The 13,194-nt window shown below is 63.0% G+C and carries 12 protein-coding genes; 10 read left to right on the top strand and 2 right to left on the bottom strand.

What is annotated here, in order from left to right; translation table 11 throughout:
- Positions 1-32 precede the first annotated feature (32 nt).
- Complete coding sequence (locus tag QEN71_RS09830; protein ID WP_201649231.1) at positions 33-266, bottom strand: hypothetical protein; 234 nt, start codon at positions 264-266, stop codon at positions 33-35.
- Between the two features lie 106 nt (positions 267-372).
- Between QEN71_RS09830 and QEN71_RS09825 the strand changes: the two genes are divergently transcribed.
- The 4 genes from QEN71_RS09825 (at position 373) to QEN71_RS09810 (ending at position 4,807) form a co-directional block, all read left to right on the top strand.
- Entirely contained in the window at positions 373-1,485 is a 1,113-nt protein-coding gene (locus tag QEN71_RS09825; protein ID WP_201649232.1) for an extracellular solute-binding protein, read from the top strand.
- On the top strand, positions 1,485-3,314 hold the full coding sequence (locus QEN71_RS09820) for a diguanylate cyclase domain-containing protein (RefSeq protein WP_201649233.1): 1,830 nt from the start codon (positions 1,485-1,487) through the stop codon (positions 3,312-3,314). The genes QEN71_RS09825 and QEN71_RS09820 overlap by 1 nt, the downstream gene beginning before the upstream one ends.
- 92 nt (positions 3,315-3,406) lie before the next feature.
- Positions 3,407-3,580 carry a hypothetical protein gene (locus QEN71_RS09815; RefSeq protein ID WP_012404672.1) on the top strand — a complete coding sequence of 58 codons (174 nt, stop codon included), beginning with the start codon at positions 3,407-3,409 and terminating at the stop codon, positions 3,578-3,580.
- A 162-nt stretch (positions 3,581-3,742) separates the two neighbouring features.
- A complete protein-coding gene (locus QEN71_RS09810) occupies positions 3,743-4,807 on the top strand; it encodes a hypothetical protein (RefSeq protein WP_201649234.1) in 1,065 nt (354 codons plus the stop codon).
- A 72-nt stretch (positions 4,808-4,879) separates the two neighbouring features.
- Here QEN71_RS09810 and QEN71_RS09805 read toward each other — a convergent pair whose 3' ends face one another.
- Entirely contained in the window at positions 4,880-6,067 is a 1,188-nt protein-coding gene (locus QEN71_RS09805; RefSeq protein ID WP_201649235.1) for an acyltransferase family protein, read from the bottom strand.
- Positions 6,068-6,452: 385 nt separating this feature from the next.
- On the opposite strand from QEN71_RS09805, the gene QEN71_RS09800 reads away from it, so the two are divergent.
- The 6 genes from QEN71_RS09800 to QEN71_RS09775 all read left to right on the top strand — a co-directional run bounded on the left by QEN71_RS09800 (position 6,453) and on the right by QEN71_RS09775 (position 13,185).
- Complete coding sequence (locus QEN71_RS09800) at positions 6,453-7,844, top strand: GH1 family beta-glucosidase (RefSeq protein WP_201649236.1); 1,392 nt, start codon at positions 6,453-6,455, stop codon at positions 7,842-7,844.
- A 68-nt stretch (positions 7,845-7,912) separates the two neighbouring features.
- The gene (locus QEN71_RS09795) at positions 7,913-9,157 is read left to right on the top strand and encodes an ABC transporter substrate-binding protein (RefSeq protein WP_201649237.1); all 1,245 of its coding nucleotides are present in this window, start codon (positions 7,913-7,915) and stop codon (positions 9,155-9,157) included.
- A 6-nt stretch (positions 9,158-9,163) separates the two neighbouring features.
- The gene (locus QEN71_RS09790; protein WP_201649238.1) at positions 9,164-10,120 is read left to right on the top strand and encodes a carbohydrate ABC transporter permease; all 957 of its coding nucleotides are present in this window, start codon (positions 9,164-9,166) and stop codon (positions 10,118-10,120) included.
- Entirely contained in the window at positions 10,120-11,034 is a 915-nt protein-coding gene (locus QEN71_RS09785) for a carbohydrate ABC transporter permease (RefSeq protein WP_201649239.1), read from the top strand. Before QEN71_RS09790 ends, QEN71_RS09785 begins: the two co-directional genes overlap by 1 nt.
- Positions 11,035-11,043: 9 nt before the next feature.
- The gene (locus QEN71_RS09780) at positions 11,044-12,135 is read left to right on the top strand and encodes an ABC transporter ATP-binding protein (RefSeq protein WP_201649240.1); all 1,092 of its coding nucleotides are present in this window, start codon (positions 11,044-11,046) and stop codon (positions 12,133-12,135) included.
- A gap of 36 nt (positions 12,136-12,171) precedes the next feature.
- Entirely contained in the window at positions 12,172-13,185 is a 1,014-nt protein-coding gene (locus QEN71_RS09775) for a LacI family DNA-binding transcriptional regulator (protein WP_201649241.1), read from the top strand.
- The last annotated feature ends 9 nt before the right edge of the window (positions 13,186-13,194 follow it).

The raw sequence follows: 13,194 nt of genomic DNA, 5'->3' as shown, positions 1-13,194 counted from the left end.
GCAGAAAAACACGGCCGTGCGAACGGCTGTCATCAACGGTCCCTAAGATAACGCTGCAAAAACAGGCGATAAAACAAACGCGGGTTTGAAACACGCGATGGTTTGTCGTGCCGGCCGTACATCTTATCGAGGCGTTTTTTCTGAAGCGCTGCTTGAAAAGATGTTGCCTTCCAATCGTTAAAGAAGCGGCCATCTAAGCCGTTATCAGCGTGAAGACCATACGAGATATATTTTGGCGCACGCGATTCGGCTAGACTGCTGTTCATTCTCCTGAAGAAAAACGCCGCGCGTATTTCGCAAGCGGCGAACATCGTTTTCCCTCGCGTGCGCGTTGAAGTGCATTGATGTCGGATCGCAACAAGGACAGACGAAATGCGGTGGTGCAACTCATATGCATGTGTCTGGCGGCGGGGCAATGTTGCCCGCATTGCGCGAGCGGTTGTTCGTCCGAAACGCTTACTTGACTCAGTCATCCTTTTTCTCGGCTGCTGCATGCTGGTTGCACATGCGACGGCGGCGGAGAACGTGCTGCGCGTGCTGGCATGGCCAGGCTATGCCGATGCCGATGTCGTGAAGGGATTCGAGAGCCGCTATCACGCGAAGGTCGAAGTCACGCTGATCGATTCCGACGAAGCGCTGTGGGACAAGATGCATCAGGGCTCGCAGCCGCAGTTCGACGTGCTCGCCGCGAACACTGCGGAAATCCAGCGCTACGCACACGACAATCTGCTCGCGCCGCTCGACCTCGCGAGTCTGCCGAACACGAAGCGCCAGTTGCCGCGCTTTCGCGCGCTGTCGTCGATCGACGGCCTCACGAAACACGGCACCGTCTACGCGATTCCGTTCACCTATTCGACGATGGGCCTGATCTACGACCGCAAGCAGGTCAGCGTCGCGCCGCATTCGATGAACGAACTGTGGAATCCGCGCTATCGCGGCAAGGTGCTCGACTACAACAGCGCGCAGCACAACTTCTCGTTCACGGCGCTCGCGCTCGGTTATCCCGATCCGTTCCAGCTGAACAACGCGCAGGTCCAGACGATCACGCGCAAGCTGATCGATCTGCGCCGCAATCTGCTGACCTACTACAACCTGCCCGAAGAAGCCGCCGCGTTTTTCGTGCAGCACAAGGTCGCGCTGATGTTCGGCAACTACGGCACGCAGCAACTCGAACTGCTGCGCCGCGCGGGTGCCGACGTCGGCTATGTGATTCCCGACGAAGGCGTGCTCGCGTGGCTCGACTGCTGGTCGATGACGAGCGCGGCGGCGAACCGTCCGCTCGCGCTCGCGTGGATCAACTACATGCTCGAGCCCGATGTGAGCCGTCTGCTGACGCAACGTCAGGGGCTCGCGAACACGCTGACGGAAGCGCCTGAAAACACCGGCAAGAGCCACATTCGCTGGCTCGAACCCGTCGAGAATATCCAAAAGCGCGAGGCGCTGTGGAGCCGTATCGTGTCGGGCGACCGTCCGGAGCGATTCTGATGATGCGTCCCGGACTCACGTTCAAGCTCTCTGTGCTGCTCGCGCTGATCGGCGTGCTGGCGTCGGGCACGACGGGCTTTTACGCGTATCGCGCGAACCGGACCATGCTCGTGCACGAAGCGGAGCGCAGCCTGCTCACGTCGACGGAACTGCTCGGGCAGCGCTTCACGGTCGCGATCAACGATATCGCCGCCGATGCGCTCGTGCTGTCGACGATGCCATCAGCGGCAAACATCGCGATGAGCGACGACGGCACGTCGCTCGAAAACCCGGCGCGCGACCGCCTTGCGCAGGTGTTCGCGAGCTTCATCGTGCAGCATCCCGAGTATCTGCAGGTGCGGCTCATCGCGCGTAATCACTACGGGCTGGAACTGATCCGTCTCGATCGCGAATCGGGCGGCGCGGTGCGTGTGCAGGAAAGCGCGCTGCAGGAGAAAGGCCAGTTCGCGTATGTGTTCGAGACGCTCGCACTGCAGCCGGGGCGCGTGTATATCTCGCCCATCGCCGTCAATCACGAACATGGCGCGCACGCGGCCGAAGGCAAGCCGACGCTGCGAGTCGGCACGCCCGTCGCGAACGCGCGCGGCGAAGTGGTCGGCGCAGTCGTGATCGACGTCGATCTGGCGAGCCTGCTGCGCCTTTCGCAAGCCGATCTGCCGACCGACTATCAGGTCTATCTCGCGAACGAGTGGGGCGATTTTCTCGTGCATCCCGATCCGTCGCAGACCTTCGGTTTCGACAAGGGCCGGCGCGTGTTCATGCAGGACAGTTTCGCGGCGACGAAGCATTTGTTCGAGCAGTCGACGCAGCCCGTGCTGCTCAACGGCCTGACGCAACCGAACGTGGCGCAGGGCCATGTGCTCGCCTTCGTGCGCCGGCCGTTCGGCGAATCGCAGGGCAACCGCTTTCTTGTGATCGGTCTCGCGAAACCGCTGCACGATGTGCTCGTCGGCGCAAACATGCTCGGCAACAGCATCGTGCGGATGGTGCTGATTTTCAGCGCATTCGCGATCCTGCTGGCCATCCTGTTTGCGCGCGCGTTGACGCGTCCGCTGCATACGCTCGCCGACGCCGCCACGCACTTTTTCTCCGAGCACACGATGGACGCGCTGCCCGTGCGGCGCACGGATGAAATCGGCGTGCTTGCGCGCGGCTTCGAGCGCATGCGCCGTGAGATCCGCGTGCAGATGGACGAGTTGCGCAGCAAGCAGCATGAACTGACGCATCTCGCGAGTCACGACGGCCTGACGGGGCTGCCGAACCGCATGCTGTTCATGCAGAAGCTGGAGGAAGCGATCGACCGCGCGCGCGTGAACGGATCGCGGCTCGCGGTGCTGTTCATCGACCTGAACCGCTTCAAGCAGATCAACGATCAATACGGCCACTCCGTCGGCGACGATGTGCTCGCGATCGTCGCGCGTCGCTTGCAACAGGTGTTGCATCCGGGCGATGTCGTCGCTCGGCTCGGCGGCGACGAATTCATCGTGCTCGTGAAGGGCGAGCGTTCCGCCGAAGCCGCGCCTGCGATCGCCGCGCGCATCGTGCGAACGATCGACGACGAACTGCTGATCGGCGATCAGCCGATGGCCGTCGGCGCGAGCATCGGCATCAGCCAGTTCCCCTCCGACGGCGATTCCGCTGAAGCGCTGCTGCTCAACGCGGATGCCGCGATGTATGCGGCGAAGTCGGGCGGCTCGGGCGCTTGGCTGTCGTATCGCGAACTGATCGACCTGCAGCGCACGCGGGCCACGCGCGAACCGCAGCGGCAGATCGAACGCGAAGCCGAAAAGGTCGAACCCGCCGGCGATGGCGCGGACGTGATCGTCTAGGCGCTGAACAAAACGGTCGTATAAGGCGAGGCTTTTCCGCGCGGCACGGTTCTTGCAAAAACCTTGCACGTCAAAGCGGAAAGGAGAATCCGATGACCTTGGCCATTTATCTGATCGGCTGGCTGATTTTCATTGGCGGCGTGTCGTGGGCCCTCGTCAGCATGCACGTCGCACAGCACTATGTCGCGATCGTCGCCGTCATCCTGCTTGGCATCGGCGTGGTCACGGGCGCGACCCGCGCACGCGGCCGCGACCGTTCTTCATAGCTTTCCCGGCACGTAATCCGATCGCGGCGGCAGGCAGTTTTTGCCTGCCGCCGTGACATTTTTCGACATAGTTTTTGAACTGACCTCGCGGGCCGTTTCTTCTACGATTCATTCCGTCGCCACGCTGCATCAGCAAGTGGCCCGAACCGTGAAGGAACTGCCGTGAAAACCCGCTCGCAACTCTTCTCTTCGATTTCTGGTCTGCTGAATCGTACGTCGGCGTCCGCCGCGCGCGGCGTCTCGCGTCGCCTCGCGCTGGCTGCGGCAGCCACGGTGATCGGCGCAAGCGCGTCGCTCGTCAGCGTGCCCGCATGGGCCGGCTGGTACGGCCACGGCACGGCGTACACGTCGCGCGGCGAATACAACGGCGCACACGGCGGCTACTGCAGCGGCGGCACCTGCAATCACGCGGGCGGCGTCGCCGGCCCCGACGGCCGCGTCGCGACCAACTCCGGCAGCGTCACGCGCACGTCGCCCGGCCAGTTCTCGAACTCGGGCACGGCGTACGGTCCGAACGGCCGCTCGGTCCAGCATTCGGGCGACACCAGCTGCGCAAGCGGCACCTGCTCGCACACGGGATCGATGACGGGCTCGGACGGCAAGACGGCGTCGACATCGGGCGAAGTGACGCGTAACGGCGCGGGCCAGTACTCGTCGTCGGGCACGGTGACGGGCGGCAACGGTACCACCTACAACCACTCGGCATCGACGAACTGCGGCGGCTATACGTGCTCGCGCTCGGGCACGGTGTCGGGCAGCAACGGCGGCACGGTCACGCATTCGGGCAGTGCGACGAGCGTCGCACCGGGCGTCGTCGTTACGTCGGGCAGTGCGACGGGCACGCACGGCAACACGGTCACGACGAGCGGCACGGTCGTCCACGGCGGCGCAGTGACGACGGGTGGAACGACCGTCGTGGCCGGCAGCACGACGACGGTCGGCGCGGCCGTCATCGTCCCGCCGCCGGTTGTGGTGCCGCCGCCGACGTCGACGGTGGTCGTCGCTGCACCCGCACCGGTTCCGGCTCCCGTTGTGGTTGCGCCGCCTCCGCCCGCCGCTGTCGTCGTCGCGCCGGCACCCGTCGTCGTGCCGCCGCCCCCGGCGCATGTCGTGGTCGTCGCTCCGCCGCCCCCGCATGTCGTGTATGTCGCGCCGAAGCCGCGTCCCCTGGTGCTGATTCCGGGACACTGGGTGGGCCGCGTGTGGATTCCGGCGCACTGGGTCTGAAACCGAAGGAGGATCGGGCAGCAAAAACAAACGGCGCGTGAAGCGCCGTTTGTTTTTTGGGGGATCGGAGATTCAACCCGGCTTCATACCGGGCCCGACGGTGACGGAAGGATCGACGGCATCCGCGACAACCGCTGCGGGTACGAGCGGCTTGCTGCGAAAACGCGAACGGATGCGGCGGCGCATCGGCTCTTCGAAGTAGGTGAAGACGACGACGCTGAACAGCAGCGTGAAGACGAGCGGAATCCATCCGTTGTTGACGCGAAAACCCGCGAGCCACGCGAGATACGCAAGCGGCACGTGAATCAGGAACAGCGCATAACTCGCTTCGCCGAAACGCACGAGCCAGCGCTGATTCAGCACGCCGAGCACGGGGCGTTCGAGCAGCGCGAGGCCGAGAATCAGCGTCGCGAAGAACGGGCTTTGCGGATAGAACACGGGCGACACCGGCTGCCACAGCGCGAGGATGATCAGCACGACGACGGAGCCCGACACGAGCGCGATGCCACGCTTGTGCATCGACACGCCGCGCGCACGCAACGCCTGAAACGCGAGCGCCGCGCCGATGCCCAGCATGAATTCGGCGATCCGGCACAACGGCAGCGCGCCCGCCAGAAAGTGACTGCGCGACGCCGGAAACACGACCATGAAGAACACGATCATCAGACCCTGCGCAATCCAGACGCCGACCAGCGTGGCGGCGAGCGTCGACGCGCGCATCTTCACGAAGCGCGCGAGGATCAACGGAAAGAGCGCGTAGAAAAACGCCTCGCACGATACGCTCGATGCCGGGCCGTTCCACGGCTGGTTGATGGCGGCGAACGGGAACCACGCGGTGATCAGCAGCACCTGCGCGATGAAGCTCACCACCAGCGACAGATTGATCGACGACTTCAGCGCGAACCACTTGAGCAGCAGCACGTCGTTGTGCGAGATCACGAGATACGCCGTGGTGATCGACGCAATGGCCAGCGCGAGCAGGATGTTCGGATAGATGCGCGCGACACGCGCCACGTAGAAGTTGTGCGGACTCTGCGTCGCGAGTTCGTCGCGATACGTGTAGGTGAGAATGAAGCCCGACAGCACGAAGAACAGCGACACGGCCGAGCGCCCGCCATCGACGAAATCGAAGAAGGGAAGGGGTGTGTTGAGCAGGTCGAGTTCGCGGTAATGCGAGAGAACAACTGTCAGCGCCGCGAGAAAACGGATGCTCGTCAGCGCGGGAACGATGCCGTTCGCCTGGGTGGTCGTCGCTCGCATTGGGCTCTCATTCTGAATGAAAAGGATGCGCCAAAGTTTCTGCATCGATGATGCAGTTTAGCGGTCCGACAACACCTTCTTTCCGGTCGAACCCTGACTCGTCGGAAAAAAACGAGACATTGGCCGAGCGGCCCCCGGTGCGCGTTGTGTCGCCGCACCGGTTGCATCGCGGGATGCTTCGCCGAGCCGGTTTCAAGCGCGTTTCATGCGCCTTGCATGGCCGCTTTCGACAGCCTTTGTCCGATCCAGACAAACCCTGATTGCTGCCGCAAAAGCGCCACTGCTATCGTGCGCAGGTCATGTGGAAGCGCTTCCACTCTGGACTTCGATTCCGTCCGACGAATGCGCTTCCATGCGTATCACAACAACATTGAGAGGAGGTTCCGTGGCATACGATGCAGTGGCACCCGGCAGCAGTCAGCAGAGCGATCCGTTCACGCCTTCCGCCGATTCGGTGCTGTGGCGCAAGGACTTCCTGCTCGGCGCGGCGACGGCTTCGTATCAGATCGAAGGCGCCGTGAATGAAGATGGCCGCCTGCCGTCGATCTGGGACACGTTCTCGGCGACACCGGGCAAAGTGCTCGCGGGCGATACGGGCGAAGTCGCCTGCGATCACTATCACCGCTGGGAAAGCGATCTCGATCTGCTGACGCGTCTGAATTTCGAGGCGTACCGTCTTTCCGTCGCATGGCCGCGCGTGATGGACGAAGCAGGGCGACCGAACCAGAAGGGCCTCGACTTCTACAAGCGGCTGCTCGGCCGGTTGAAAGAAAAAGGCTTGCAGACCTTCGTCACGCTGTATCACTGGGACATGCCGCAGCATCTGGAAGATCGCGGCGGCTGGCTGAATCGCGAGACGGTCTATCGCTTCGCCGATTACGCCGATCTGATGAGCCGCGAGCTGGCTGGTCACGTCGATGCATGGATGACGCTCAACGAGCCGTGGTGCTCGGCGTTCCTCGGCTACGGCAACGGGCATCACGCGCCGGGCCTCGCGAACGTGCGCTACGCGACGCAGGCGATGCATCATCTTCTGCTCGCGCACGGCGAGGCGACCAAGGTGTTGCGCGCTAACGATCCGGCGTCGATGAAAGGCATCGTCGCGAACGTGGGACGCGGCACATCGGCGTCGTCGAGCGAGGCGGATCAGCGCGCCGCGCATCTGTTCGAAGTGCAGCACAACGCATGGATTCTCGATCCGCTGCTCAAGGGCGAATATCCTGCCGATCTGTGGGAACTGTGGCCCGGTGCCGAGCCGCTCGTGCTCGAAGGCGACATGCAGACGATCGCCGCGCCGCTCGACTTCCTCGGCATCAATTATTATTTCCGCACCAATGTGAAGAGCGACGGCGCGCATGGTTTCGTCGACGTGCCGCTGCCCGATGTCGAACGCACGCAGATGGGCTGGGAAGTGCATCCGGACGGCTTGCGCGATCTGCTGACGGGTTTTCACGGCACGTATCCGAATTTGCCGCCGATCTACATTACGGAGAACGGCATGGCATCGGACGACAACGTGCAGGATGGCCACGTCGACGATCCGCAGCGCATTTCGTTTCTGAAGCGGCATCTGGCCGCCGTCGATCAGGCCGTCAAGCAGGGCGTCGATATTCGCGGGTACTTCGTGTGGTCGCTGCTCGATAACTTCGAGTGGGCGTTCGGGTATGAGCGGCGCTTCGGCGTCGTGCACGTCGATTACGGCACGCAGCAGCGCACGGTCAAGCGCAGCGGCGAGCTGATCGCGAAGTTCATCGAGGCGCGCAGCAAGAAGAACTGACACGCAGACAACATAAGCTGGAATGCAGTCGAGCCGATAAATCGGGCACCGAGCCCGAAGGAGACGGAATGAACAGCAGAAAACAGTGGGCGTTGAAAAGCGGTATCGCACTGGCATTGGCCATCACGGGCATCGTCGCGCATGCCGAGCCGTTGAAAGCCAATGTGATTCACTGGTGGACGTCGGGCGGGGAATCGGCGGCCATCCGGCAGTTCGCCGACGCGTACAACCAGGCGGGCGGCCAGTGGGTCGACAACGCCGTGGCGGGCGCGGACCAGGCGCGTGCGACCGCGATCAACCGCATTGTCGGCGGCGATCCGCCCACGGCTGCGCAGTTCAACACGTCGAAGCAGTTTCACGACCTGATCGATCAGGGCCTGCTCAACAACGTCGACACGGTCGCCACGAAAGAAAACTGGGCGGGCATCTTCCCGCAATCGATACTCGACAGCATCAAGGTCAACGGCCATTACTACGCGGCGCCCGTCGATATCCACATGCCTGCGTGGTTCTTCTATTCGAAGCCGGTGTTCGCGAAGGCGGGCATCGCGGGCGACCCGAAGAGCTTCGACGAATTTGTCGCCGATCTCGACAAGCTGAAGAAGGCGGGCGTGATCCCGCTCGCGCTCGGCGGGCAGCCGTGGCAGGAGAAGATCACGTTCGACGCCGTATTCGCCGACGTCGGCGGGCCCGATCTCTATCTGAAGGTGTATCGCGACCGCGATGCGAACGCAGTGAAATCCGATGCGTTCAAGAAGGTGCTCGCGTCGTTCAAGAAACTGCACGACTATGTCGATCCCGGCTCGCCTGGCCGCAACTGGAACGACGCGACGGCGCTCGTGATTTCCGGCAAGGCCGGCGTGCAGATCATGGGCGACTGGGCGAAGGGCGAGTTCTCGGCGGCGAAGCAGACGCCCGGCAAGGACTTCGGCTGCTTCCCCGGCTTCGGTCCGCATTCGCCGTATCTCGTCGCGGGCGACGTGTTCGTGTTCCCGAAGACCGACAACGCGAACGCGATCAAGGCGCAGAATCTGCTGGCCACTGTGATGACGTCGCCGCAGGCGCAGGTCGCGTTCAGCGCGAAGAAGGGCTCGATTCCGATCCGGCCGGACATCGACGCGAACCAGCTCGACATCTGCGCGAAGGAGGGCATCGCGATCATGAAGGACAAGTCGCGTCAGTTGCCGAACCCGGAAATGCTGTTGTCGCCCGACATGCAGGGTGCGTTGACGGACGTCATCACGAACTTCTGGAACAAGAACCAGTCGGTCGACGATGCACAGAAAGCCTTTGCCAGCGCGCTAAAAGGCTGACGCACGATGGGGACGCTCAAGTCGCACGCGTTGCCTGACATGACGACGAAATCGCGGCCGGCTGCGAAGGCGCACGGGCGGCCATTGCGCAAGCGCTGGTCGCTCGCCGCATGGATCGCGCTGATCCCGATGATACTGACGGTGATCTTCGCGTATCTCGGCACGATGCTGTGGACGGCGCGCGTGTCGCTCAGCAACTCGCGCACGTTTCCTTCGAACGATTTCGTCGGCTTCACGCAATACGTGCGGCTCTTTCATAACGACCGCTGGCTCGTGTCGTTGCAGCACATTGCAATCTACGGCGTGTGCTTCATCGTCGCGTGTCTCGCGATCGGCATGCTGCTCGCAATCTTCATCGATCAGCGCGTGATGGCGGAAGGCGTGCTGCGCACGGTGTTCCTGTATCCATACGCGATGTCGTTCGTCGCGACGGGACTGGTGTGGCAATGGATCCTCAATCCCGAACTCGGCGCGCAGTCGCTGCTGCACAAGATGGGCTTCACGCATGCGCGCTTCGACTGGATCGTCGATCAGGACTGGGTGATCTATACGATCGTGATCGCGACCGTGTGGCAGGCGTCGGGGCTCGTGATGGCGGTGATGCTCGCGGGCCTGCGCGGCATCGACGACGAGTTGTGGAAAGCCGCGCGCATCGACGGCATTCCGCGTTGGCGCGTGTATGCGAGCATCGTCATTCCGATGCTCGGGCCTTCGATCTCGACGGCCTTCGTGCTGCTGTTCGTCGCCGTGGTCAAACTATTCGACGCCGTCGTCGCGATGACGCAAGGCGGTCCCGGCACCGCGAGCGAAGTGCCCGCGAAGTTCATCATGGATTATCTGTTCGGGCGCGCGAATATCGGGCTGGCGTCGGCGGCTTCGATCGTGCTGCTCGCTACGGTTCTCGCGATACTCGCGCCGTTTCTCTATGCACGCAGCCGCAACGCGTCGCGCAAGGAGGTGTGATGAGCACGACGCTGCAACCTTCCGCTCATACGCCGAACCCGCGTCAACGTCACGTGCGCAGGAAGCGTTTTTCGCCGTCGCGTCTCGGCATTTACGGCTTTCTGATCATCGCCGCGCTGTTCTTCCTGTTGCCGCTTTACGTGATGCTCGTCACCTCCGTGAAGCCGATGAGCGAGATACGTCTGGGCAATCTGCTCGCACTGCCGATCCACTTCACGCTCGCGCCATGGGCCGATGCGTGGCAGTCGGCGTGCACGGGACTCGATTGCAACGGCATCCGCGTGGGCTTCTGGAACTCGGTGCGCATCGTCGTACCGAGCACGGTGTTCTCCATCGTGATCGGCGCGATCAACGGCTATGCGCTGTCGTTCTGGCGGCCGCGCGGTGCAGGCGTGTTCTTCGGCGTGCTGCTGCTCGGCGCGTTCATTCCGTATCAGGTGATGATCTATCCGATGGTGCGCGTGCTCGCGAGCGTGCATCTGTTCAGCTCGCTGCCCGGCATCGTGATCATTCATACGATATTCGGCATGCCCGTGATGACGCTGCTGTTCCGCAATTACTACGCGGGCATACCGCTCGAGCTGTTCAAGGCGGCACGTATCGACGGCGGCGGTTTCTGGCGCATCTTCTTTCAACTGATGCTGCCGATGTCGCTGCCTATCATCGTCGTCGCGATGATTTTGCAGGTGACGAACATCTGGAACGACTACCTGCTCGGCCTCGTGTTCGCAGGCACGCGCAATCTGCCGATGACGGTGCAACTCAACAACATCATCAACACGACGACGGGCGAGAAGATCTACAACGTCAACATGGCGGCGACGATACTGACGTCCGTCGTGCCGCTCGCCGTGTATTTCATTTCGGGCCGCTGGTTCGTGCGCGGCATCGCGTCGGGCGCGGTGAAGGGCTGAGGGAACGACATGGCAACGAACATGGCAAACGTCGCGGTCCGCGACCTGAAAATCCAGCTTGGCGCGAACACGGTGATCGACGCGCTCGATCTCGACGTGCGCGCAGGCGAATTCGTCGTGCTGCTCGGGCCGTCGGGTTGCGGCAAGTCGACATTGCTGCACAGCATCGCGGGCTTGATCGACGTGACGGAAGGCAGCATCGAGATCGGCGGCGAGGACATGACGTGGGCCGATCCGAAAGACCGGCGCATCGCGCTCGTGTTCCAGTCGTACGCGTTGTATCCGACGATGAGCGTCGAGCGGAATCTGTCTTTTGCGCTGCGCATCAGCGGCACGCCGAAGGCGGAGATCGAGCGGCGCGTCGCGCGTGCGTCCGACATGCTGCAACTCGGACCGCTGCTCAAGCGCAAGCCGGCACAACTGTCGGGCGGGCAGCGGCAGCGCGTGGCGATCGGACGCGCGATCGTGCGCGAAGCCGATGTGTTTCTGTTCGACGAGCCGCTATCGAATCTCGATGCGAAGCTGCGCACGGAACTGCGCCGCGAACTCAAGCAGTTGCATCAGCAACTCGGCGCGACGATGATCTACGTGACGCACGATCAGGTCGAAGCGATGACGCTTGCCACGCGGATGGCCGTGATGAAGAACGGCGTGATCCAGCAGTTCGGCACGCCCGCCGAAGTGTATGCGCGGCCCGCGAATCTGTTCGTCGCGACCTTCCTCGGCTCGCCGGCGATGAACCTGCTGAACGGCACGCTGCTTGCGCAGGACGATGGCGTGCGCTTTACGGGCGCAAAGCTCGATCTCGATGTTTCGTCGTATCCGTTTGCTGCGCCGCCGGAAAACGGCAAGCCGTGCGTGCTCGGCGTGCGGCCCGAAGACGTGCGCGTGCGCATCGGTGCGGACTCGAATCAGCGCGGGCAAGTGTCGCTTATCGAACCAATGGGCAACCACCGGGTTATCTGGCTCGATTATCATGGCACACAGATCGCGTCGATCGATCAGGAGAAGACGCCCGTCGCTGTCGGCGATTCAGTGGCGTTCGCGATCGACGGCGCACATGTATCGCTGTTCGACGAGGCGGGCGGGGCGCGCCTCTGAACGGCAGGCGCAACACTACAAGCGGACGGAGACACCGTGGCGACCCTCAAAGATGTGGCGGAGCTGGCGGGCGTGGGGCTCTCGACAGCCTCGCGCGCCATTTCGGGCAAAGGACCCGTATCGGCGGAAGCTGCTGCGCGCGTGAAGGCCGCGATCGCCGAACTCAACTTCCGGCCGTCGTCGATCGGCCGCGCGATGGCCACGCAGCAACTCGGCATCATCGGCCTGTTCGTGCCGACGTTCTTCGGCTCGTACTACGGCACGATACTCAAGCAGACGGACCTCGAACTGCGCTCGGTGCATCGGCATGTCGTCGTCGCGACCGGCTGCGGCGAGTCGACGCCGCGCGAGCAGGCGCTCGAAGCGGTGCGTTTTCTGATCGGACGGGACTGCGACGGCGTCGTCGTGATCAGCCACGATCTGCATGACGAGGATCTCGACGAGTTGCATCGGCTGCACCCGAAGATGGTGTTCCTCAACCGCGCGTTCGATGCGTTGCCGGATGCGTCGTTCTGCCCCGACCATCGGCGCGGCGGCGAACTGGCGGCGGCGACACTGCTCGAACATGGGCATCGGCGGGTGGCTGTGATTTCGGGGCCGTACACGGCGTCGGACAACGTGGAGCGTCTCGATGGCTTCTTCGAAGAACTCGCGCGCCACGGCATTGCACGCGAGACGGTGCCGTTGATCGAATCGGACTTCTCGCCTGAAGGCGGCTACGCGGCGACGTGCCGGCTGCTCGAATCGAAGGTGCCGTTTACGGGGCTCTTTTGTGCCAACGATACGATGGCTGTCAGTGCGTTGGCCCGTTTCCAGCAGCTTGGCATTTCGGTGCCGGGCGATGTGTCCGTGATCGGCTACGACGACGATTACTCGGCGGCGTACTCGGCGCCTGCGTTGACGTCGGTGCATATTCCGACTGCGGAGTTGACGCAGAACGCAGTGCGTTGGCTCATCAATCAGTGTTATGGAACGAAGTGGGAGATCTTTCGCGAGTTTCCGGTGACTGTGTCGATGCGGGCGTCCGTGGGGCGGCCCAAAGTGAATTAGGACGGAGTC

It is taken from the genome of Paraburkholderia sabiae, from assembly GCF_030412785.1.
In the GTDB taxonomy this organism is placed as follows: Bacteria; Pseudomonadota; Gammaproteobacteria; order Burkholderiales; family Burkholderiaceae; genus Paraburkholderia; species Paraburkholderia sabiae.
This window is presented reverse-complemented; position numbering and strand designations above follow the sequence as displayed.

Bases quoted from the DNA above. Each gene is read 5' to 3' on its own strand.
- QEN71_RS09830 (WP_201649231.1), bottom strand. From the start codon at position 266: ATGAACAGCAGTCTAGCCGAATCGCGTGCGCCAAAATATATCTCGTAT.
- QEN71_RS09825 (WP_201649232.1), top strand. From the start codon at position 373: ATGCGGTGGTGCAACTCATATGCATGTGTCTGGCGGCGGGGCAATGTT.
- QEN71_RS09820 (WP_201649233.1), top strand. From the start codon at position 1,485: ATGATGCGTCCCGGACTCACGTTCAAGCTCTCTGTGCTGCTCGCGCTG.
- QEN71_RS09815 (WP_012404672.1), top strand. From the start codon at position 3,407: ATGACCTTGGCCATTTATCTGATCGGCTGGCTGATTTTCATTGGCGGC.
- QEN71_RS09805 (WP_201649235.1), bottom strand. From the start codon at position 6,067: ATGCGAGCGACGACCACCCAGGCGAACGGCATCGTTCCCGCGCTGACG.
- QEN71_RS09795 (WP_201649237.1), top strand. From the start codon at position 7,913: ATGAACAGCAGAAAACAGTGGGCGTTGAAAAGCGGTATCGCACTGGCA.
- QEN71_RS09790 (WP_201649238.1), top strand. From the start codon at position 9,164: ATGGGGACGCTCAAGTCGCACGCGTTGCCTGACATGACGACGAAATCG.
- QEN71_RS09785 (WP_201649239.1), top strand. From the start codon at position 10,120: ATGAGCACGACGCTGCAACCTTCCGCTCATACGCCGAACCCGCGTCAA.
- QEN71_RS09780 (WP_201649240.1), top strand. From the start codon at position 11,044: ATGGCAACGAACATGGCAAACGTCGCGGTCCGCGACCTGAAAATCCAG.